Below are 20263 nucleotides of genomic sequence, written 5' to 3' on the forward strand. Positions count from 1 at the left end.
GGGTGATCAGCTTATTCGGTAACTGATTCAACCGCCCATGAATCTTCTTTTTTCTTCTACACTAGAGGTAGTACCTAGTTTGGGCAACCAGTATAGTTGCTGCGCTTTGGTGAGCGCCTGATCTTTCTCCGCGATGACATCAGGCACGACACCAGCCTGCCCCAATCCGTTTTCCACTTTGTTATAGAATTTATTTTACGTTAGTCAGTAGGGAAATCATCCGAGTCTATCGTGGCAGCTGGTAAGGTTTCAGCAAACACCTGGCTTAAGGTGCGCAAAGACGAAAGTGCCTGTGGCTTACGCCGGAGCGGTTTTGAAAGACCTGGCGGCAAACAACGAACTCCGTATACTATCGCGGCCCAGGAACGACGGAGAACCCCAACCAGAATAACTTTTGGCCACTGAGGAGAAAAGTAAAAGCCGGACCAAAACTATTCAATTCTACTTATCGTATGACAAATAACTGTTAACGTGACTACAACGGGCTTGTCTGCCTACCCCCGTGCCTACTAAGTTGGAATCAACACCGTCATCCCCTCTGTCGCTGATGCATAATCAGATGGTCCACCAATTGGCTTTGGCCCGCTCAAAGGTACTCCAGGCGAATGGCCGGCTGTTGCTGCTTCAACAGCGTTACCAGGGTCGCCAACAACAAATACAGGACTCCCAGACACGGATCGATCAACTACTGCAACTGGTAAAGCTAGAAGTAGTAGTTGATAACCCAGTACCCGCTTCGACTGATTGGGGCAGGGATGTTGAGCTGGTAGTTGAGAAGAAATCCGCCAGTCAGGTCGAGCAACTACAGCAACAAATTGACCAGCGAAGTGAACTACTACGACAAAGCGCGCACGACCTAAAAAGCTATTTTGGTATCGTTAGGGGGATTGTTGATTTACTCTTCCGGGCCCGGACACCGAAGGAGCGGCAACGGATGATGAGTATACTGCAACGTAACGTTCAACAAGCTCAGCTACTACTCACCCAGTTGCTGGACGTGACCCGGTTTGAGGCTGGTCGGGAACAACTGCAACTAACAAGCTTTGATGTAGTCGATCTATTGAACGAATTGACCGAAGTAATGCGACCTGTCGCCCAGGAAAAGAACTTATGGCTCCGAACGCAGGGAGTTAGCTCTATGGTGATTGAAGGCGATAGGGTTAAGCTCTATCGGATTGCTCAGAACCTGCTGCAAAATGCTATCAAGTATACGCGGGTGGGCGGAGTGCAACTAGATTGGCAAACTGGCGTGAGTGAGCACGAATGGCATCTGACGGTTACCGACACGGGGCCTGGTTTATCCGCCGGACACCAACTGGCATCCGGGGAGGAAATCGGTTTACTTATTGTGAGACAACTGTGTGACTTATTAGGAGGGCGGCTTTCCGTGATCGAGCCGATAGAGGGCGGTACGCAGTTTATCCTGTCATTCTCTAGGCAATACCCGAGTTGACTACAGAAATGGTAAAATAATAGATTGATCAATGGGAGTGTACGGCTCGGGAACAGTCCGCCGTGGCTTGGTCTAAAAACGAACCCCTTATCCGCGTAGACAAATCTCTTCAACTCTCGGCCCGCATTCGGGCCGCTACTCCCGGCTTACTCAAAGCCGGTTCAAGACTTGACATGTCGACAAGTCTCCCTCGATTCTTGGCGAATCTACTAAGCAGAATTAATCTGACGAATGCAACACTTTTGGGCGTTGCCGTGTCTGTCGCCCCGACGGGCAGCAGTGATCCAGTACGGTTGACTGACAACCCGTTACCATCTTCTTAAGCACCTCCGGTAACCGGACTTTTTTCACTCAACTAAACAGTTTCAACCATGTTTCACGCTGCGCGTATTCTGACAATACTAGGGCTAAGCCTGCTTGCAGGCCTGAGTGCCTGTACCGAAAATCAATCCGTCAACGAGCCAGAACAGCCGCAACTGCTGCGCCTGGGAGCTGCTCGATTGAACGATCCGAGCCAGCCCCGCATACGGCTAAAACGAACCATCAGCACTTCCCCCGGCTTACCGGGCACGACAGATTTTTTGTACGACAAACAAGGTCGGCAATCCGGTTATGTGTACTTAGGCGACACGGCTAAATTTACGTACGATGCCAACGACCGAGTTACCAACATTCGGTACACGTACGTCACCAGGGACAATATCACTGGGGAGCAAACCGCGTTTACCTACGATGATGCCCTACGGCAAATACGTACTACCGTTTCGCTGCTGACGACAACCAATGGCCAGTACACCCCGCTCAGAACGATAACGACATCTGCGTATACATTAGACGCTCAGAATCAACCTGTCAGCTTCACCAATACGTCGCCACAAACGTCGGCAAGCTCGTCTTACGAGCAAACATTTGCCGGTGGTAACATGACCCGATCCATAAGCCAGTCGGGTAGCTCGTATCGAACGGCCTCTGATTTTACCTACGATAATCGATTGAATCCATTCTTCGGATTGATTGCTCCAGGAGTGGGAGATATGCGTCGGTTTAGCCGTAACAACGTAACCAAATTATCGATGATTGATAATTTTGGTGCATCTACCCAAGCTCAACCAAGAGATATTTACACCATCCAGTATGAGTTCAACGAACAGGGCTTACCAACTCGGGCGGTCTCTCCGGGCGTTGTATTGCGGTATGAATACGAAAGTTTCTAAGCATAGCTTACCCGGTGCCCAAAAGGCCGATGCCATGTTGTTAACGAGCCTCGTTCTGGTCAATCCAGTGGCGGAACTCGATGGTTTGAGGAGTGCCAAGGTTTAATCATCAATGTTATACTGCGGTTTTTGGTGCAGTGAGTACCGTTTTCCTGAAACGTCTGGACAGCATAAAAAATCCAGTTTGGTAGGCTACTGTTAGTAGCGTAACCAGACTGGATTATGTCAATGAAACAGCTGTAGCTTCAGACTAGCGACCCGGAGGAATCGGGGCAGGAACAACGTTTGCCACCGGCTTTGTCGACTTGAGATAAGCAAAAATAGCTTTCAAATCAGCGTCCTTGATGTTTCGGTAGTTGGTCCAGGGCATCGGTGGCAGCAACATTCGATTGGTTGCCAGCCCTTTTGCTTTGCCCTGGGTCAGGGCCCGTTTGAACTGCTCTTCTGTCCAATTGCCGATACCCGTAGGATCTGACGTCAGATTAGCCGCGAACGTAACACCCCAGGGTCCTGCTGAGGCCGTATTGTCGCCGTTGAACATAACCCAGTCTTTCAGCGCGTCTGCATTCCGGGCCGGTAGCGGGCGGTCAGCGGGGTATCCCGACAATAGTTTGTCAGCCACGGGCTCTGGTCCTTGCGCCCCCATCACTTTAGGCGAATGACAATCGTTACAGCCCATGATGCCTACCAGATATTCTCCTCGTTTGATTAACGCTTGATCGGGAGGAAGGTGAACTGCAACGGGCAACGATTCGGGTGATTTTGTGGAGAAACCGGCCAGAAAAAGGGTGGCTCCTAAGAGAACCACAAAGGTGAATAGTACGGATGTTTTCATGCAACTAAGAAAAGGTAGGTGAAATGAGGGTAAATAAAACTATTGTTAGGTGAATAGTAAACGATTTTAAAATAATGGATACTTAATTTAGTGAACGTAACGTGTCTACTTACTCGTTTAAGAAATTCCTCTAGTGCTTAGCTGTATGATTGATTAAGCCTATCGTGTCATACTGACGTTCACTGAGGCATCCTGTATGCATTTTAGACCGAGATAGGCAGGATCGTAACGAATTTTTGTGTCTGGTCACTTGTAATTGTGCCAGCGTTGGTCAAGGCGAGCGCTCACAGCGTTAATGGCCTCGGGGGAGTACTCCTGCCATTACAACTCCTCTTTACAGAGTCGCGTTGCCCTGCTTGCATAGGTATTTTGGCCCGGCTATAAATAAGTTGAATATCGTGTCAGTAACGATGATAACTGTAGTTGAACGGCTGCGTCCAGAATGCCACCGTGGTAACAGATTAACCTGTTGATCGGGAGTTCGCTAAGCTTTTTTACGGATTTAATCGCCTGCTTTAAGTCTAGGGTAAATTGCGGATTCGCAAGGTCGAGTTGATCGTCGTCAAGGACAACGGCATCGTTCGCAATCAAAACCCGTTGAGCAGGAACGTAAAACGAAATATGTCCTTTCGTGTGGCCGGGCGTCGATATGACCTGTATTTCCTGATCAATGCGCTGGTTATCGTGCAGGACAGCATCGACTGGCACTCGTTTAATACTTTTGAGATTATCAATAAACCCTTGCCCCCACTCTTTATGTGTATCAGGTAGTTGCGCCAAGGATGATTCTGCCTGTGCCAGGCGTTCTGACTTTACGTTTCCAGCAACTGAATCTGCTTCGATCGAACTACAATAAACAAGCAAATTAGGATTTGCCTCTTTGAATAGGCGTAATGCACCAAGGTGATCGATATCATCGTGTGAGATCAGAATGGCATGAATGTCGGTAGGAGTAACGCCAATATGCTGGAGTTGGCGAGACAGTTCACCGAACGATTCTTCGTATCCACAGTCGACAAGGTAGTTTTTGTCGTTGAGCTGGATCAGAGTAGGGTAGATCGTTACTGAACTGCCGCCAACGAAGCTGGTAACCGGGAACGTAGTCACTTTCATAAGGCAATGTACTCACTGCTACTTGCCGCCCGCCTTAGTCGTCGTGCGTAGCTTTTCAAACCTGTCGATTTTAAGAATTATATTATCGTTTCATATGCTCGTCGTATTCTTCTTTGGCGAGGACTCTCGTTCCCTGACCGGCCACAAAATACCACTGGCCCTTTTGTTTGATGTACGTTTCGGTTCGAACAACTCGTATCGGGAAATCCCCTTTTGTCGTAGCAAATACGACGTCCAGGACGAAGGTTTTCACGGCCGCATCCCCGTTGTAGATTCGTAGGGTGGTAGTCCCTGGCACAGGCTTAGCAGACTTGAATGTTGCTCCTTCCTCTTGAAATCCCTTTTTCCACTCATCAAATCCATAGGATATTCGTCCCTCTGGTCCGACGGCTATGTAGTCGTCATTATGGAATCGGGTGCTGTCGTTCTTCCGGCTCAACAGCTCGATTGCTTTTCTATCTTCGGGGTAGGACGACGTATCGTATTTGTTTGCGGGTGGAACCTGAGCGTACGTTTCTAGTCCGAGAAGTAGAGCAAGGATCGCTGTAACCAATTGTAGTTTCTTCGTTTGGTTTGTGTTCATCATTGTCTTGACTAGATAGATTTTACGTCTCCAGATTAGTGTGAAGACGAATTACGTTCCTAAATCCACTCGTGTCTATATGGCTTTACTATTCGGTTAGTCTGTCGAGGATTTGGCTTGCCAGTATAGGCAATGCATTGATCTATCGACCAGCACGCAGCTTGGGCACAAGCGCTGTCGTACGGTCAACAAGCCAACCGAAATGGGCGAGCAACCTGTCGTCGAAAACACGCTCATCGACGGGGGCGGACAATGAGTTTTTCGATCTATTTCAGAACCTGAGCGAAATCTACGACTTCAAAGTAAGGGTGCATCGTAAACAGATATCGGAGAAAGGGAATATGTGAACTGCCATAAATCAGCAGGTTTAAGTAGGCAAGCAAATGGGTTCATGGGTCACTATGCCCCTTTGGTCGTCTCCCAGTTATAGCGTCTTACGGCGTAAACTAATTCATCAATGTACGCTCCATTTTTGTAGATCGTCCCTTTGAAATGCCCCTCTAACACAAAGCCATTCTTTTGAAGTACTCGCTGGGACGCCACGTTCGTACCAAAGGGTCTGGCAAAAACCCGGTTCACATCATACGATTCAAAAGCAAAGTCAACAATCTGTCTGATGGCTGCGCTAATAATACCCTTGCCCCAAAACGGTTCGGCCAGCCAATAACCAAGTTCAGCATTCATGCGGTGAATATCCGTTTGGGGATGAATACAAATCCCTCCAACCGCTTCCTGACCAACGGCTATCGCGAACATATGAATCGGGCTGTCCGCGGTAGCAAACTCAATAAATGACAGACCGTCCGTTTCCGTGTAGGGATGAGGAAACTTGTCGGTCATATTCTGGGCGATAAGTCGATTATTGGCGTATGTAACGAGGCTGCTTACGTCGTTCGTTGACCATGGCCTTAAAATAAATTCTACGTGTTGAGGCATGATGTACGGAATACCAGATAAGCTAAAAGTAATGACCACTTCGTTACGATAGGGCCTATTCGCCAAGGCTTGTCTGTCTCCTGAAACTCGCCCAAATTGTAAAGAAGATAACGAATCGGCGCGGCCACGCAAGGTCAATGTCAGCGGTTCGTCGCTTTCTTTTTCGATTTGGTTGACACCTTGTTATAATCAAGACACAGGTTTACGAAGTATTCAAAGTCTGCTCTCTTTTTAAATCCTTCCGGAGTTATGTAACAATAGCCTCTGTACTCTTTACCTTTCATCAACATTGTTTCGTAGCCATTTCGCTCAGAGAGTTCTTCCTGTAGTTTTGGATCGAAGCGTAACATTAAATTCTCACCACTCACACAAACGCACGTTTTACCATTTACCATAAAATTCAACACCGAGAACATTTCCTTTTCTTCGATGGCTATGTCAGGGATTTCGGAAAGGAATTCCCGCACTTGATCCGCAAGATGAGTATTGTAAGCCATTCTTAGAATTTACTTTTGTGAGTAATGGGCAATCGCTTTGCCTTCGGTGTCAATAAAGGTTGACACAAATTCAGACCCTCCGATGAGCATTTAGATGTTAGCATCTTGCCGCCTGTGCTGAGCGAACGGATCACGGCTAATTGATAATCTCGGACGTTGGGTCTGCTTCAAGTTTCGCTAATCGCTCGCGCCATAGTTGACGCTCTTCGGAGGTTAGTCGCACCCAATCGGTTACTTCGCCAACGATTTTCAAGGGTGCCTGACTGCGATAGGAACGTGTTGGGTTACCCGGAAATTTTTTGTCGGTAACGTTCGGATCGTTTTCAAAACTGCCCGTCGGTTCAACGATATAAACACGTTCGTTTCCATCACCTTTAGCCAAAGCTGCGGCAAGCCCCGCCCCATTAACCAGGGCTGTAAAATAGATGTGATTCATTATGACTTCAGGCTTGTAATTTGACCTGAACCCTGCTGTCAGCAAATCGCCAACCTGTAAATCCACTTTCGTTCCGTGGTAAAAGGGGCCATTGTCTAACACATCAGACTGATCTAAAGCGATAATCTTGCTTTCCATTCTTGATTACTCTTGTTTACTTTTCTGATCCCACAACGCAGACAACTTACCCATCCGAGGGCGCTTCCTTGCTGCCCGAGCGCTACGCCTGGCTGCAAAAGTCAGACTAATAGGGGTGTTCACGCTGTCGCAAGGCGTGGTATTTACAGCCAAAAAACAAGAGGGATATTGAATTTTAGCCTCGCTCCAGGACGTAATAAGTTTTCCCATAAGACGATAAGACGAATACAAAGGAGCAAGACTGTGCTATCAGACCGGCTTTATATGCGATCGGTTATCGAATGTTGCGGATACGAAGTTCGGATTCGATGGCTTTAAAATTGTCTTCGTTTTTCTTTCCGCCACTACCCAGACCGCCGAAAAAAAGTACCAAAATCGCTACTTTAACAAATGACGCGTGAGCTATAACAGCCCAAAGAACGATACCAACGAAGCCTCCGATAACAAGGGCCCATATGATACGATGTTTCTTGACTTTGGCTTCTGCGGCCAGTAATTCGTCTACGGTTAATTTTGAGTAATCAGTAGTTGTAGCCATGGCCAGTTTTCGTTACGGGCAGATGATGTAATGAGGAGATTATTCAATGCTGGACTAAACTAAAAAAATAACAACACTTATCTAGGTGGTGTTGCCGAATGAAGTGCCGATCTGCAAATTTCAATCGGGTCTGTTTAGGCGTTTATTTCGTTATATAAGTGGCTTGAACAAAAGTCGTTTATTTTCTAAAGTGCGCTGTTTGCTGGCTGAAAATAGAACATACCCAAGCCTCATTTTGAACTTGTGTTCAACGACCAAGAGGGCTGATGAATCAGCTCACAAGTTGACAAAACAGGTGGGGCTTACGCCTTTAGACCTCCTGTCTATTGGGTTGAGTTACGTCGCGTGCACACCTGCTTCCTGTCGCCCAAGAGCCGCCTATGCGGAGCGATGACAAATGCAGATCTCATCAAACCCAATTCTCCTTCAGATTAAAAAATTTCTCTTGCTCTTTTCTTCTCTTGCTTCAGAAACTCTCCACTAGTGGTAAACCAATACACAAATTGCTCATCACAACCTAAGCCTACTGCTGTTTGTGATTGCCGTGTGCCGTTGCCGTTTTTGTTTGGCTGAGCGAAGACTTTCTCTGTTGAGTAAATCAAACACGCCATACTCAACAATATCATAGAGCAAGCAATTGATCCGACCAATAAGCGTTTGCTGAACGTATCCAATTTGTCAAATGTCTGACTCATAACCCAAGTGATTTTATACAGTGAAACTCTCTAAAATATTAAAATAGAAGCTTGGTTACTTATTATGAACCGTCAAAGTAAAAAGTCTGCCGATTTCAAATTGATCGGTTTGACTTGTCAACCGAAGCTAACCTAACACATAGTAGTTGGACATACAAAAGACTGATTTTTGTGCCGTTCTCCCTGTCATCCGAAACGCAAAAAGTAACGAAAAATTTCGTCTACCTGGGGCGTTCAACTTATCTATGGAACGTAAGTGATAATGTAAAATAATTTACTCACGCGAGTCGAATTTCATTTTTTCTTTTTCGGTTTAGGTAGTGGTAGTTCTTGTATTGATAGTCTAACTAATTCACTTAACCATTCACTGTCTTCAATTTTATCTTCTATTAAAAAACTTGGTTTGGCTCCTTCATAGGGTGGTGCTTCTAAAACATTTCCTATAAATTCTCGTCCTGAATTGGTTGGCTTTATGAATAATTTATTGTCGCATATCAGTCCAAATAATTTTCCGTCAGAGTAAATACCGTATTCACCAAACATTTTTTTAGCGGTTATTACGCCTGCATTTTTGATTTGGTCCAAAACGAAGTCTACAAAATTTTGGTCGGATGCCATTGGTTAGTCCTTTATTGTCTATTGAGACGTGAAATACTCATTTGCATGGTCGGTTCACCCGACGAACACAGGGGTTGATGGATGCGTACGCTACGTGCCTGAACACAAATTACTTCCAATCTTTACACACATGTTTGGCTGGGCTGCTACTCTCCTTCAGGGGCGAGCACCCTGTCGACGGAAAACTACCCTCTTCACTTTGTAATCTTATCTAAACTAAAGTTGTAAGGATAATTGATTTCTTGCAAATCCGATTCCAACTGCGACCAATCCGCTAACTCCTCTACAATCGACAAAACCATTGCTCTCGTCAAGGGCTGACCCGCATAAATCTGGCTTACTGTTTTAAGCGGAATACCACTTTCTTTGTAACACTCTTCAAAATACTTGCTCGCCCAATCAATGTAAGTTTGAGGGTTTCCATCGAAAATACTCAACATCTCTTCCGAGTTGTCCTCATTACCGTCAAGCTGCCCGGTTTGCCAACTGCCCATACCTGTAGTCCACAGACAGAAGGTTGTACCGATTGTATTTACCGGTTCGCCAAAGATGAACTCATCAAACAGCGCAGGTAAATTCTTGGTTATTTGCTGCTTGTCGGACTGTTCTGCCTCATGAGCGTACCCATTTATAGCACAACCCTCTTTCAGAAATAAAACAAGCATTTGGTTACCTTGCCCGTTTCGCATCTCGCATACCTCTTCTTGGTCGGCCCAATGAGCATTATAGGAGTAGTAGCGGTATTCCCATTCTTGGCACAGAATGGCATCCAAAATAGAAATGGCTTTACAGATTGTCTGTAAGGTTTTGCTATCCGGTAGTGATTGGTAATCTTTTGTTGAAATCATATTTAGAAGTAGACTACAATCAACCGGGGCGATTCTCGTGTCGACCGAAACCTGCCCGGCGAGCTAAGAGATGCGCATCCTGTCGTAGGTAACCCGCCCATTTTCACCGTATTGTACAAAAAATCACTTAATATCAATTCGCTGATAGGCAGTGGTATCATTTTAATTGTCTGCTGCTTAAATACAGGCGTTGTAGTCAGATTACACAAGATAGAGGGATGGCAGGAAAGCTACCACTACGTTTACTATACGGTGGTCATTAGACCAACCAGTCTACCAGTTGATACGCGTCGTTCCAGAAGTACCATTCCAGTCGGCTTGACTGTACAAAGGCGGCTGTCATCTGATCTCGCTCGGCGGGGCTGGCAGATTCGGCGAGTTGATCGGTGAGCGCGAGCATCTGGCTAACGACCTGATCGAAGTCATCACCGGCGTACGTATCGATCCAGGCCTGATAGGGGTTCTGGGCGACGGTCCGTGCGTAGATTGATTTACCTACCTCGCGGTAGATCCAGAAGCAGGGCAGCACGGCGGCCGCGCCCACCGCCAGCGATTGCGTTGCCGTGGTCGCTAACAGGAAATTGGTGTACGCAAAGCAGGCTGGCTTTTTGGCCGTTTCTGGTTGAATATCGTACAGCGTAAAATACGTTTCGTGCAGAATCCGCTCCACACGGATAGCGTTGGCGGCAAACTCGGTGAATTGCAGAATATCGGCGGGCCGGGTTGCCTTGACGGCCAGTTGCGCCAGTGCCCGGCTGAAATCAGTCAGGTAAAGAGCGTCCTGTTGGATATAATACTGAAACTTGGTGGTGGGTAACGTACCAGCGGCCAGTTCCTGCACAAAGCTGTGGGAAAGGATGGTTTCGTACAGGGACGTAGTCTGCTGCCAGAGTTGATCGGTGAAGCGCATGGGTTTGATTACTGCCAGATGGAAAAGAAATGATGAACGGGGCCGTGGCCGTGGCCGAGTTTGTAGGCTGCCCCCGCCTGTAAGGCCCCGGTGAGGTACGTCTTGGCCTGCTCAACCGCATCGCGAAGAGACAGACCCTGGGCCAAACCGGCCGCGATGGCAGACGAGAGTGTGCAGCCCGTTCCGTGTGAATTGGGCGTAACGATCCGTTGCGTCGGAAACAGAAGTTGTTCGCCCGGTTTGGGACACAGAATGTCCGTGCTGTCCCGGTTCAGCAAGTGGCCACCTTTCACCAGGACAGCGCCGGGGTACTGGCTACTCAGGTCGTTGGCCGCCTGTCGTAAATCGTCAAAGGTTTCAAGCGTACGTCCCAGCAAGACCCCCGCTTCGGGTAAGTTAGGCGTTATCACCATAGCCATTGGCAGCAGGTGAGTTTTTAGCGCGTCGATGGCGTCGTCTTGCAGGAGCTTATCGCCACTCGTCGCCACCATGACTGGGTCGATGACAATGTTTTGTACGTCAAATTCTCGCAGCGTATCATTGATAGTCCGGATGATGTCGGGTGAGTGGAGCATACCGATCTTGATCGCATCGGCACCAATATCGCTCAGGACGGCCTTGATCTGCTCGGCTACAAAAGCGGGGGGGACGGGGTGAATGGTTGTTACGCCCAGCGTGTTTTGCGCCGTGAGGGCCGTAATGACCGAGAGGCCGTAGCAGCCCAGCGCCGAAATCGTTTTCAGATCGGCCTGGATACCAGCGCCACCACCACTGTCAGATCCGGCGATCGTCAGAACCCGGGTGTATGTTTTCATAGGCTTGGGTAAGTTGAATGAGTTCACGGGCTGCGTCGTAGGGCGACGGATGCCCACAAATGGCTGACACGACGGCTACGCCCGTTACGCCGGTCTGCATGATCGGTTGACTATTAGCTGCGTTGATGCCGCCAATGGCGAACGTTGGCAGGTGGGTTTGGGCGCAAATGGCCTGTAAGCCCAGCAGGCCGAGTTCACTGACAGTATCGAGTTTGGTCGGCGTGGCAAAAACGGCCGCTACGCCCAGGTAATCGATATCGGTGTACGCCTGAGAGGCCAGCAGTTCGGCCATGTTATTAATCGACAAACCAATTAGTTTGTCCGGACCCAATAGCTTACGGGCCATCGGGTAAGGCATATCATCCTGCCCGATATGAACACCGTCGGCGTCGATGGCCAGCGCCACGTCGATCCGGTCGTTAATCAGCAGCCGGGCACCGTAGCGTTGGGTAATGGTTTTGAGCGTAAGACCCAGCTCAACAAAAGCGTGGGTCGACATCGTCTTTTCGCGGAGCTGCACCCAGCCGACACCCGCCCGGCAGGCTTCTTCCACCACAAACGGGACCGTATGGCCCGCCCGCTGGCTGATAACGCTGTCGGTTACCAGGTAGACGCGGTCGTTTACGTTCATAGCTGCCCTAGTTTGAGGTGAGCCGTTACGTCCTGCGCTGTTAGTTGGTAGAGCGCGTCCAGAAAGTTGAGTTGCAAACTGCCGGGACCGGGTGACCGACGCGCGGCCAGTTCTCCCGCCAGCCCCATCGCGACCATGCTGTGTACGGCGGCCAGAAAATAGTTGGGATTGACAGCCGCAAACGCCCCGATCAGCGCCGTGGCGGTACAGCCCATACCCGTTACTTTCGTCATCATCGTGTGACCGTTGGCAACGGTTACGACCTGATCCGCGCTGACGATATAATCTTCGGCACCACTCACGACCACGATGCTACCCAGTTCGGCGTTTAACTGACGAGCACTGTCGAGAGCCGCCGATGATCCATGTATGCTGTCGACACCTTTGGTCTTCGCGTTCAGACCCGCCAGTGCCATAATCTCCGATGCGTTGCCCCGGATCACGGTTGGCGGGGCCAGGTCCAGCAGCTCCCGGCTAACCTGGTTGCGATAGAACGTAGCGCCTACGCCGACCGGATCGAAGATGATGGGCTTATTCAGTTCGCGGGCTCGTAGGACAGCCGGACGCATCCCGGCGACAAAGTTCTGATCCAGCGTGCCGATATTAACAACCAGCGCGCTGGCAATGGTAACGAAATCAGCCACTTCGTCTTTGGCATGCACCATGGCCGGCGAAGCACCCAGTGCCAGCAGGGCATTGGCCGTGTTGTTCATGACAACGAAATTGGTAATGCTTTGCACAAGGGGCGACTGCGAGCGAATCTGCTCAACGTCATTCCAGATGGATTGGGGTGTTGCGGTCATACGGGGTTGCATTAACGAATGATAGCAACCTCAGGGGAGAGAAAAGACCGCGGTCTGTCAGAGCAGCAAGCGGAGCTAACTTTTTCCTACGGCAGTATAAACTGCATCAGGTAATAAGGGTATTGTCTCAGTCGGCTCGTTCCTGAACCGACACCCCTAAAGTTGTGCGTCAAAGGTACGTGTAATTTCAGTAATCGATCAACCTGCTTTTGGCCGGTAGAAAAGCATTGGCTCAATCCTGTTACCTTTGGCGCGTTATGCCTACCCAATGTTGCCCACCTCTCCGTGCTACCTGGCTGCCCCTGTTGGTGCTGCTATTCCTTCTCACCCACTGCCGTTCCCGCCAGACAACTGAACAAACTCCGGTGACCGACAGGCGTCAGACGAATTCGTCCACAGGGCAGGTTTCCGTTCGGCACGCCAAAGGCTTTTCGGTTGAATATCTCCACGGGTACAAACTGGTCCGCATTTTCAACTCAGCGGCCGCCGACAAAGACACGGCGACGTACGTGCTGATCCCCCGGGGAACCCCTAAACCGACGAATCTGCCAGCAGGTCAGGTGATCGAAACGCCCATTCGCAGCCTGGTTACGTCGTCATCAATGCACATTGGTTTGCTCAGTTTTCTGAACGCGGAGGACGTGTTGGTCGGCGTTGATAACGCGGCTTACATTTCGTCGCCCCGGGTAATAAAGCGAGTGGCCGAGGGGAAAATCAAGGAAGTTGGCGGAGATCAGACGCTCAATGAAGAAGCCCTGATTGCCATGCATCCGGACCTATTGATGGTATCGGGGAGCCCCACGGCGCAGCTCAATCGGTACCAGACATTAACCCGCGCGGGGGTGCCGGTACTGATCAATTCCGAATGGCTGGAGACGACCCCGCTGGGGCGGGCGGAGTGGGTCAAGCTGGTGGCTGTCCTGCTGGATAAAGAAGCGCTGGTCAATCAGACGTTTGCCGAAGTCGAAACGGAGTATAACCGACTGGCTACCCTGACGAAGAACGTAACGAAAAAGCCCAGTGTGATTGCGGGTATGAGCTACAAAGATTCGTGGTTTGTGCCCTACGGCGACAGTTACATGGCGCAGTTTTTTCGGGATGCAGGCAGTACGTATCACTGGAACGACACGAAAGGGCAGGGGGGACTCGGTCTGAGTTTTGAAGCTGTTTATCCCGTCGCCCTCACCGCCGATTACTGGGTGAACGTTGGTACGGCTACCACCAAGCCGGACATCGTGGCGCAGGACGTTCGCTACGGCGATTTTAAGTCGTTCAAAACGGGGCAGGTATTCAACTACAACAAGCGCGTGAACGCCAAAGGTGCCAACGACTACTGGGAGTCTGGGGCTGTCAACGCCCACCTGGTCCTGGCCGACCTGATCAAGATTCTACATCCCGAACTGGTGCCTGAACACAAGCTGGTTTATTACCAGCAGGTTAAATAAAGTCGTTACGTATTCTACTTTGTTTTTGTCATCCTGACGATAGGAAGGATATCAGAAACTGTGTTAATACCCCTAAATCCCCTAAAGGGGACTCTGTCCGAGAATGAGCAAAGTCCCCTTTAGGGGATTTAGGGGTATTAAGACTTGAAAAGAAACAAGTTTACTATCTCTCCTGTCGTTGGGCTGGGTGGCCGGAGCCATGACAGAAAAGACAAAAAAGTTCTACGCTTCGACCCAGCTTACTTTTTCTTCGATGGGTTTGCGAACGGCGGGTTTAGGCTCGGCGTTGTGGTAGCCCATGTAGAAGAAACCCAGGCATTTCTGATCATCACCCAGACCTAGGAACTCGTGCAGACGAGCCGGGCTGCTTGGCGAGCTCCAGTACGACCCAATACCCAGGGCCGTTGTCGTCAGCCACATATTCTGCACGGCGCAGGCCACGGCAGCAACTTCTTCCCATTCCGGTACTTTATCGCTGTGCACGTCCATGATGATAGCCATGACGCAGGCTGATTTCAGTACTTTGGTTCGCACACCTTCGTATTTCGCTTCCGAGTACGCTTCTGGAGCCGTTTGTGCTTTGTAGGCATCACCGAAGAAATCGGCCAGTTTCTGTAAGCCTTCACCCCGGAAAACGGTGAAACGCCAGGGCTGGGTCAGGCGGTGCGTGGGCGCGTAGGTAGCACTTTCGAGTACCTGTTCAATCAGTTCACGGGGAATTTCCTGGTTGGTATAGCTGGGCGGGAAAATGCTCCGGCGGGTTTTGATAAGTTCAGTGATCGTGTCTGCGGATGTTGCCATGGTACTACGTTAGTTGGATGCAGATAAGTTAATTTCTGCAACACCTTAAGTGAACACCGGCGCGTTAGTTCGCGCGGTGCGATATTTTTGCCAGCGCTAAATTACGAGGAAAGTGGCAGGGGAGAAGCTGTCCACAAAGATTCAGCGATTGGCCTGACCTAGTGACCCGACGAAAGTTTCATCAGAATAAGTCCCGCAACAATCAAAAGAGCGGCTAGCAACCGAGTGGCATTCATTGGCTCACCAAGCAGAAGAATGCCCACAATAAAGGCACCCACTGCCCCAATACCCGTCCAGATGACGTAAGACGTGCCCAGCGGCAGGGTGCGCATCGCTAGGGCCAGCAAACCAAAGCTGGCCATCATGGCAACAACGGTAATGAGAGAGGGAATGAGCCGGGTAAAACCTTCCGACTGCTTCATGAAGTAGGCCCAGACAACTTCTAACAGACCCGCGACAACTAAATAAATCCAGGACATGACTAAGACGGTTTTTAAAAGAACCGGGCCGTCCCGAATGCGCTTCCCGCTCTGGGGGAGGTCGTCCTCCTGCTGTCTACTAAGCCCTTTCGAAAAAGGGCTTAGTAGACAGCACAAAGATAATACACTACGGAAAAAGAGACTCCTAGCTACAGGAATCATCTGTACAGTTAGGATTGATCGGTTGTCGGTTTCTGATACGTTTCCTCATCATCGACCGCGAGCTGTTTCTTAGTCCACAAAAAGGCTTTTGGTTTTTGGTTCTGATCGGCGGATTCGACGATGTCGGTAATCCGATTGCGCCGAGTCTCCGGCCGTTTGGCCAGCACCAGCCACTGTAGCAGATTTCGTTTGTCGGATCGGCACAAGCTCAAAAAATAGCGTTCGGCGTTCGGTCTTGCCCGAAACGCTTCGGCCAGGTCGGCGGGCATGACCAGCGCTTCCACATCGTCCAGAATCGTCCAGGAGCCATTTTGCTTGGCGGTATCGATGCTGTCGAAACCGGCTTTCGTCATCAGGCCCTTATCAACCAGTCGCTGAATACGGTCTTTGTTAACTTTCGACCAGGTGCTGACGGGTTTACGGCGGCTGAAAAACTGCCGGTACCGCTCCGCATCAATGGGTTTTACCGTACTATCAATCCAACCAAAGCAAAGCGCTTCCTCAACGGCTTCGCTGTATGTTATCCCCGTAACAGAGGAGTTTTTCTTGTGGTAAATAAGCCAAATGGATTGTTTCGTGGTGTGATGCTCAGTGAGCCATTCCCGCCACTGTTGCCGGTTTGTCGGACAGAACGTTTCAATCTCCTGATCAGCCATATTTATCTGAGGTGTTTCCGCTGCGCGAACGTAATTGACATAAATAAAAACGAGGATAAAGGTTTTTGTGCATCAGATGACACCGATTCTTTTGTCATCCCGCGCCGGCGGACCGGTCGGGATGACAGAAAACAAATGTTATATCAGCTATCAACGCATTGCGACCAGAATCATATTGACGAGGATCATGCCAATCAGATGATAGCTACCCGTTATCATTCCGTACAGGAAAGGCCGGGGTATGTTGGGATTGATGGCAATGTTGACGGTATTGGTAAACAGATAGCCAAAGCCGATGATCAGTATAAACTGCAACGCATCACTGTAAGATGTTACGTTCAACGCCTGTAAAAGAACAGCGCAGGTTACGGTTATGATCAACGCGCAGACGGCTGGGCCAACAATATAGAGCGGGTTCGGGCTTTGGGGCTCATTCGCGTCCCGACCCAATGAAATACGGTATGGCTTCGGGAAAAGTAACATATACCACAGAGATCCCAGCAGAAAATAAACAACAAAAGCCGCAAGAACACTAAGCCAGTTGATATCAGACAATACGTTAAACATAGTTGAAAAATGAGGGGTGAGAATGCTTGTCGTTTGACTTAACAAAGGTCACACCACCCACTGACAGCCCTATGTCATAGGTCGATTGGGGGCGCAAAAAAAATCGTGTGCCCGCTGGGCTAACTCACGCAACTGATCCCGCAGGGCGGGTGGTTCCAGGATGGTAACTGCCCCCGCGAACGGTAATAACCAGGTGGCCAGGTAAGGCAGATCCCCGATCAGAAACGACATCGCCAGGCTACCGTCGGGGAGGAGCTGTTCATCTATCCAGCCATACTGGTGTTTGGTATCGTGCAGGTGCTGTGCCAGGGCGGGCTGGACGGCTGCGGGCTGGAAGTTGATAACGACTTTTTCTCTTGATCGCCGACTGGCCTCAGCATCCCAGTGCTGTTGCAGCGTTTCGGGCCGGGCCGCAAAAACGTCCTCACTAACAACCAGATGCTGAATACGGTCAAGGCGAAAATCCCGGAACGCCTGCCGCAATCGGCAGAAGGCGACGACGTGCCACTGCTGGCTCAGGTAAAGCCCAATGGGTTCTATGTCGCGTGTTGTGGGTGAGCCCGAATCAGCGGCAAGGTAGTTCAGGCGGACTACGCGCTGGTTGGTAATCGCCATCACTAGCTGCTGGTACGCATTAGGCCGGTTCGATTGTCCCACTGCCCCCAGTACCTGAATGTGCGGGTCGAGGCTTTCGAGATGGTCACGGTCGGCGCGACGTAACGCGGCTCGTAGTTTATCCATAGCGGCCCCGCTGAGTTGCGCCGTAGAAGCATCGGTAAGACCAGCGGTTAGCTTTTCTGCTGTGAGCAGGGCTATGGCTTCCTCCCGCGTGAACATAACCGGCGGCAATCGGTAGCCATCCAGCATCGCGTAGCCTTTTCCGTCCTGGGTCACGATGGGGATTCCAGCCTGCTCAAGCGTCCTGATATCGCGATAAATGGTTCGCGTACTAACCGAAAAGCGCTTCGCCAGCTCCGTCGCCGTCAGGATTCGTTTTGTTTGCAGTAACGTCAGTAACGCCACCAGCCGGGAGAGTCGGGTTATTTCTGGATCAACCATCGGCGGTTAGGGCAATTGGCAATTGTTGCTCACAAAATGAGCTGATTAATAAATTAAAATTCCAGCCGCAGGCAAGCAGGGAGTCATCTATAAACTCGTGGAAACAACGTTTAAAAAGAAAAAGGACCGGATGATCTACGAAACCAAGGAGCGAGGTCAGTGGTGGCTGGATTTATTTGCCTTTTCCTGCTTTATGTTTAGTTGAGGTGGACCCTAGATGTGCCAAGGCTGCCTCCAGTACCGTATCGCGTCCGGATTGATAATCGACCAGGGTAGGTTTGACAAGCAGCGTGGGTTGTATTCCTTTTGCATTCCATTCGGTACCGTCCGGATACATATCCCGCTTGGTGCAGACACGGGCCATAACGCCACCCGGCAGTGAAAACGCCAGCGGCTGTCCGGTACTGCCGCCGGTGGGTTCGCCAATGATTGTGCCACGCTTCATGACGTCGAAGACCACGGCAAAGTCTTCGGCCGCCGAAAATGTCTGGCCACTCGTTAGTACGACTACCGGCTTTGTGTAAAGACGCTTGCCGTTGGGAGGCCAGTTCCCTCCTGACTCGACCGATTCCAGTACGACCCCTTCGCCCCGCGCCCGGCGTAACGGGCTGTAAATTCTGGATTCGTATGAGCCGGTTTTCATGGGTTTGTCGGTCAGATAGCCCAGAATATTCCAGCCGTAGCCACTGTCCCCACCCCCATTACGTCGAACATCCAGGATCAGGCTGTTAGTGGTGGCAATAGAATCGAAAGCGGCCTTGAAGCCATTAAGCGCTTGATCATTTTCGAAATTATTGAGCTGGACGTACGCTACGTTTCCTGGTAAAATCCGAAACTGGAAAGCAGGTATAGGTTTTAGGTTGCCGTAACCCGTTCGGGGCAGTGTTCGGGTAAACGATTGACCACGGGCGTCGCGGAACGTAATGACAACCGGTTTGTCTTTGGGGCCGCGCAACAGATTGTACTGATACGTCTGCACATCGACATTCTGTACCGTCGATCCGCTCTGGTAGGGCCGTACGTATCGATCGGCGTACTCGATGGTCGGGATACCGTCGATCGTGACGATGGCAAGACCCGGACGAATGCCGGTTTGTAGCAGACTATCGCTCAACACATTCTCTACTACTACGTTACCCTCAATCAACACCGCTCCAATTGGTGGACGTCGTGACAGCAAGTCGGCCAGCTTTGGGTCATTGGCCCAGACACTCGTGTGCCCATCGTGAAGTTGCGCGCAGAAGTTTTTCAGTACCTGGCAATACTCCGCCGTCGATTGGGTATTGCGAATCTTGGGCAGGTAGTCTAGATACAGCTTGTCCCAGTCGAGGTCGGGCAGATGGTCAAAATAAGCGAAGTTATATTTAGCCTCTGACCACAACTTCGACAGACCCGCCACTTTCTCGTCCTCGCTGATATTGACCTGATATGGGGTCTTCAGGGCACTGGAATTGAACAGGCGGTCACCCGCCAATGCCTTGGATAATAAACCCGCGACGGCCGGTCGGTGCCGAACGCTGGCAAAAGCGGGTTCATCATTGATAAAACCGGCGTAGGCGGATGCTAATTTGCCGGAAAGCGGATATGTCAACGTTTGGGCCGCTTTGTCCGGTTGGTTCATTTTCGCCTGAATGACCGCCAGGTCGTACGAAATATCACCCTTACGGGCAAACAGAGAGGAATTATTCTTTGCCAGTTCCTGAACCTCGGGGCGATGGTAGTAGGTCAGGGCGTCGAGCAGAATCTGTTCGGCTTTCTTCAGACTGTCGAGTGGAGGTTGGGGAGCGTCGCCTACGATTTTGTCCGCGCGTTGTCGTTCATTCTGTAAAAACGTGTACTCCTTCATGCCCAATCGGTCCGTTTGCCCATGAGCAATGAGGTAGCTACATACCAACAAGATGAAGAGTACAGGTTTCATACAGGAAGACAAAGGGTTTATTACAACAGGCAGAAAGGTACTGTCCTCTGTTTAATAAATCGATAAGCAATCCGGGATAAGGAAACAGTCCAGGGGACAAATTTACTGATCGT

The 20263-nt window shown here is 50.0% G+C and carries 24 protein-coding genes and 1 riboswitch; of the genes, 3 read left to right on the forward strand and 21 right to left on the reverse strand.

The window, feature by feature from the left end:
* Positions 1–27 precede the first annotated feature (27 nt).
* Positions 28–177, reverse strand: coding sequence for a hypothetical protein (locus tag ACYVAD_RS08505; protein WP_461139068.1), 150 nt, complete (start codon positions 175–177; stop codon positions 28–30).
* Positions 178–502: 325 nt separating this feature from the next.
* Between ACYVAD_RS08505 and ACYVAD_RS08510 the strand changes: the two genes are divergently transcribed.
* Positions 503–1453 (forward strand): sensor histidine kinase, encoded by a 951-nt coding sequence (locus ACYVAD_RS08510; protein WP_461139069.1) that lies wholly within the window; start codon positions 503–505, stop codon positions 1451–1453.
* A gap of 371 nt (positions 1454–1824) precedes the next feature.
* Entirely contained in the window at positions 1825–2667 is an 843-nt protein-coding gene (locus tag ACYVAD_RS08515; protein WP_461139070.1) for a hypothetical protein, read from the forward strand.
* Between the two features lie 250 nt (positions 2668–2917).
* On the opposite strand, the gene ACYVAD_RS08520 is transcribed toward ACYVAD_RS08515, so the two are convergent.
* The 14 genes from ACYVAD_RS08520 to thiM all read right to left on the reverse strand — a co-directional run bounded on the left by ACYVAD_RS08520 (position 2918) and on the right by thiM (position 13063).
* The gene (locus ACYVAD_RS08520; protein ID WP_461139071.1) at positions 2918–3502 is read right to left on the reverse strand and encodes a diheme cytochrome c-553; all 585 of its coding nucleotides are present in this window, start codon (positions 3500–3502) and stop codon (positions 2918–2920) included.
* 378 nt (positions 3503–3880) lie between these two features.
* Positions 3881–4615: an MBL fold metallo-hydrolase gene (locus ACYVAD_RS08525; protein WP_461139072.1), complete on the reverse strand. Its 735-nt coding sequence runs from the start codon at positions 4613–4615 to the stop codon at positions 3881–3883.
* An 82-nt stretch (positions 4616–4697) separates the two neighbouring features.
* Positions 4698–5201, reverse strand: a complete 504-nt coding sequence (locus ACYVAD_RS08530; protein ID WP_461139073.1) for a hypothetical protein — start codon at positions 5199–5201, stop codon at positions 4698–4700.
* A 396-nt stretch (positions 5202–5597) separates the two neighbouring features.
* Positions 5598–6134: a GNAT family N-acetyltransferase gene (locus ACYVAD_RS08535; protein WP_461139074.1), complete on the reverse strand. Its 537-nt coding sequence runs from the start codon at positions 6132–6134 to the stop codon at positions 5598–5600.
* Positions 6135–6274: 140 nt separating this feature from the next.
* Complete coding sequence (locus ACYVAD_RS08540) at positions 6275–6631, reverse strand: TfoX/Sxy family protein (RefSeq protein ID WP_461139075.1); 357 nt, start codon at positions 6629–6631, stop codon at positions 6275–6277.
* A gap of 136 nt (positions 6632–6767) precedes the next feature.
* Complete coding sequence (arr, locus tag ACYVAD_RS08545; RefSeq protein WP_461139076.1) at positions 6768–7205, reverse strand: NAD(+)--rifampin ADP-ribosyltransferase; 438 nt, start codon at positions 7203–7205, stop codon at positions 6768–6770.
* Positions 7206–7479: 274 nt separating this feature from the next.
* A complete protein-coding gene (locus ACYVAD_RS08550) occupies positions 7480–7743 on the reverse strand; it encodes a hypothetical protein (RefSeq protein ID WP_461139077.1) in 264 nt (87 codons plus the stop codon).
* A gap of 431 nt (positions 7744–8174) precedes the next feature.
* On the reverse strand, positions 8175–8438 hold the full coding sequence (locus ACYVAD_RS08555; protein WP_461139078.1) for a hypothetical protein: 264 nt from the start codon (positions 8436–8438) through the stop codon (positions 8175–8177).
* 294 nt (positions 8439–8732) lie between these two features.
* A complete protein-coding gene (locus ACYVAD_RS08560; protein WP_461139079.1) occupies positions 8733–9056 on the reverse strand; it encodes a TfoX/Sxy family protein in 324 nt (107 codons plus the stop codon).
* A 194-nt stretch (positions 9057–9250) separates the two neighbouring features.
* The gene (locus ACYVAD_RS08565) at positions 9251–9904 is read right to left on the reverse strand and encodes a hypothetical protein (protein WP_461139080.1); all 654 of its coding nucleotides are present in this window, start codon (positions 9902–9904) and stop codon (positions 9251–9253) included.
* Between the two features lie 259 nt (positions 9905–10163).
* On the reverse strand, positions 10164–10814 hold the full coding sequence (gene tenA, locus ACYVAD_RS08570) for a thiaminase II (protein WP_461139081.1): 651 nt from the start codon (positions 10812–10814) through the stop codon (positions 10164–10166).
* 8 nt (positions 10815–10822) lie between these two features.
* Positions 10823–11629, reverse strand: coding sequence for a bifunctional hydroxymethylpyrimidine kinase/phosphomethylpyrimidine kinase (gene thiD, locus ACYVAD_RS08575; protein WP_461139082.1), 807 nt, complete (start codon positions 11627–11629; stop codon positions 10823–10825).
* The gene (thiE, locus tag ACYVAD_RS08580) at positions 11589–12260 is read right to left on the reverse strand and encodes a thiamine phosphate synthase (protein ID WP_461139083.1); all 672 of its coding nucleotides are present in this window, start codon (positions 12258–12260) and stop codon (positions 11589–11591) included. Before thiE ends, thiD begins: the two co-directional genes overlap by 41 nt.
* Positions 12257–13063 carry a hydroxyethylthiazole kinase gene (gene thiM, locus ACYVAD_RS08585; protein WP_461139084.1) on the reverse strand — a complete coding sequence of 269 codons (807 nt, stop codon included), beginning with the start codon at positions 13061–13063 and terminating at the stop codon, positions 12257–12259. Before thiM ends, thiE begins: the two co-directional genes overlap by 4 nt.
* A 66-nt stretch (positions 13064–13129) precedes the next feature.
* Positions 13130–13231, reverse strand: a riboswitch (TPP riboswitch).
* A gap of 89 nt (positions 13232–13320) precedes the next feature.
* Between thiM and ACYVAD_RS08590 the strand changes: the two genes are divergently transcribed.
* Positions 13321–14508: an ABC transporter substrate-binding protein gene (locus tag ACYVAD_RS08590; RefSeq protein ID WP_461139085.1), complete on the forward strand. Its 1188-nt coding sequence runs from the start codon at positions 13321–13323 to the stop codon at positions 14506–14508.
* A gap of 222 nt (positions 14509–14730) precedes the next feature.
* Here ACYVAD_RS08590 and ACYVAD_RS08595 read toward each other — a convergent pair whose 3' ends face one another.
* From ACYVAD_RS08595 to ACYVAD_RS08620, 6 genes are all read right to left on the reverse strand, one after another.
* Positions 14731–15309: a nitroreductase family protein gene (locus tag ACYVAD_RS08595; protein ID WP_461139086.1), complete on the reverse strand. Its 579-nt coding sequence runs from the start codon at positions 15307–15309 to the stop codon at positions 14731–14733.
* Between the two features lie 158 nt (positions 15310–15467).
* A complete protein-coding gene (sugE, locus tag ACYVAD_RS08600) occupies positions 15468–15788 on the reverse strand; it encodes a quaternary ammonium compound efflux SMR transporter SugE (RefSeq protein ID WP_461139087.1) in 321 nt (106 codons plus the stop codon).
* Positions 15789–15958: 170 nt separating this feature from the next.
* Positions 15959–16606: a YdeI/OmpD-associated family protein gene (locus ACYVAD_RS08605; protein ID WP_461139088.1), complete on the reverse strand. Its 648-nt coding sequence runs from the start codon at positions 16604–16606 to the stop codon at positions 15959–15961.
* A 150-nt stretch (positions 16607–16756) separates the two neighbouring features.
* Positions 16757–17173, reverse strand: a complete 417-nt coding sequence (locus ACYVAD_RS08610) for a DUF1761 domain-containing protein (RefSeq protein ID WP_461139089.1) — start codon at positions 17171–17173, stop codon at positions 16757–16759.
* A gap of 69 nt (positions 17174–17242) precedes the next feature.
* Positions 17243–18232: a helix-turn-helix transcriptional regulator gene (locus ACYVAD_RS08615; protein WP_461139090.1), complete on the reverse strand. Its 990-nt coding sequence runs from the start codon at positions 18230–18232 to the stop codon at positions 17243–17245.
* Positions 18233–18404: 172 nt separating this feature from the next.
* Positions 18405–20150: a S41 family peptidase gene (locus ACYVAD_RS08620; RefSeq protein ID WP_461139091.1), complete on the reverse strand. Its 1746-nt coding sequence runs from the start codon at positions 20148–20150 to the stop codon at positions 18405–18407.
* Between the last annotated feature and the right edge of the window lie 113 nt (positions 20151–20263).

It is taken from the genome of Spirosoma pomorum (assembly GCF_054776615.1).

What these genes read in the sequence shown, in the direction of transcription:
- ACYVAD_RS08515 (WP_461139070.1), top strand. Translation starts at nt 1,825, where the DNA reads ATGTTTCACGCTGCGCGTATTCTGACAATACTAGGGCTAAGCCTGCTT.
- ACYVAD_RS08520 (WP_461139071.1), bottom strand. Translation starts at nt 3,502, where the DNA reads ATGAAAACATCCGTACTATTCACCTTTGTGGTTCTCTTAGGAGCCACC.
- ACYVAD_RS08525 (WP_461139072.1), bottom strand. Translation starts at nt 4,615, where the DNA reads ATGAAAGTGACTACGTTCCCGGTTACCAGCTTCGTTGGCGGCAGTTCA.
- ACYVAD_RS08530 (WP_461139073.1), bottom strand. Translation starts at nt 5,201, where the DNA reads ATGATGAACACAAACCAAACGAAGAAACTACAATTGGTTACAGCGATC.
- ACYVAD_RS08535 (WP_461139074.1), bottom strand. Translation starts at nt 6,134, where the DNA reads ATGCCTCAACACGTAGAATTTATTTTAAGGCCATGGTCAACGAACGAC.
- ACYVAD_RS08540 (WP_461139075.1), bottom strand. Translation starts at nt 6,631, where the DNA reads ATGGCTTACAATACTCATCTTGCGGATCAAGTGCGGGAATTCCTTTCC.
- arr (WP_461139076.1), bottom strand. Translation starts at nt 7,205, where the DNA reads ATGGAAAGCAAGATTATCGCTTTAGATCAGTCTGATGTGTTAGACAAT.
- ACYVAD_RS08550 (WP_461139077.1), bottom strand. Translation starts at nt 7,743, where the DNA reads ATGGCTACAACTACTGATTACTCAAAATTAACCGTAGACGAATTACTG.
- ACYVAD_RS08555 (WP_461139078.1), bottom strand. Translation starts at nt 8,438, where the DNA reads ATGAGTCAGACATTTGACAAATTGGATACGTTCAGCAAACGCTTATTG.
- ACYVAD_RS08560 (WP_461139079.1), bottom strand. Translation starts at nt 9,056, where the DNA reads ATGGCATCCGACCAAAATTTTGTAGACTTCGTTTTGGACCAAATCAAA.
- ACYVAD_RS08565 (WP_461139080.1), bottom strand. Translation starts at nt 9,904, where the DNA reads ATGATTTCAACAAAAGATTACCAATCACTACCGGATAGCAAAACCTTA.
- tenA (WP_461139081.1), bottom strand. Translation starts at nt 10,814, where the DNA reads ATGCGCTTCACCGATCAACTCTGGCAGCAGACTACGTCCCTGTACGAA.
- thiD (WP_461139082.1), bottom strand. Translation starts at nt 11,629, where the DNA reads ATGAAAACATACACCCGGGTTCTGACGATCGCCGGATCTGACAGTGGT.
- thiE (WP_461139083.1), bottom strand. Translation starts at nt 12,260, where the DNA reads ATGAACGTAAACGACCGCGTCTACCTGGTAACCGACAGCGTTATCAGC.
- thiM (WP_461139084.1), bottom strand. Translation starts at nt 13,063, where the DNA reads ATGACCGCAACACCCCAATCCATCTGGAATGACGTTGAGCAGATTCGC.
- ACYVAD_RS08590 (WP_461139085.1), top strand. Translation starts at nt 13,321, where the DNA reads ATGCCTACCCAATGTTGCCCACCTCTCCGTGCTACCTGGCTGCCCCTG.
- ACYVAD_RS08595 (WP_461139086.1), bottom strand. Translation starts at nt 15,309, where the DNA reads ATGGCAACATCCGCAGACACGATCACTGAACTTATCAAAACCCGCCGG.
- sugE (WP_461139087.1), bottom strand. Translation starts at nt 15,788, where the DNA reads ATGTCCTGGATTTATTTAGTTGTCGCGGGTCTGTTAGAAGTTGTCTGG.
- ACYVAD_RS08605 (WP_461139088.1), bottom strand. Translation starts at nt 16,606, where the DNA reads ATGGCTGATCAGGAGATTGAAACGTTCTGTCCGACAAACCGGCAACAG.
- ACYVAD_RS08610 (WP_461139089.1), bottom strand. Translation starts at nt 17,173, where the DNA reads ATGTTTAACGTATTGTCTGATATCAACTGGCTTAGTGTTCTTGCGGCT.
- ACYVAD_RS08615 (WP_461139090.1), bottom strand. Translation starts at nt 18,232, where the DNA reads ATGGTTGATCCAGAAATAACCCGACTCTCCCGGCTGGTGGCGTTACTG.
- ACYVAD_RS08620 (WP_461139091.1), bottom strand. Translation starts at nt 20,150, where the DNA reads ATGAAACCTGTACTCTTCATCTTGTTGGTATGTAGCTACCTCATTGCT.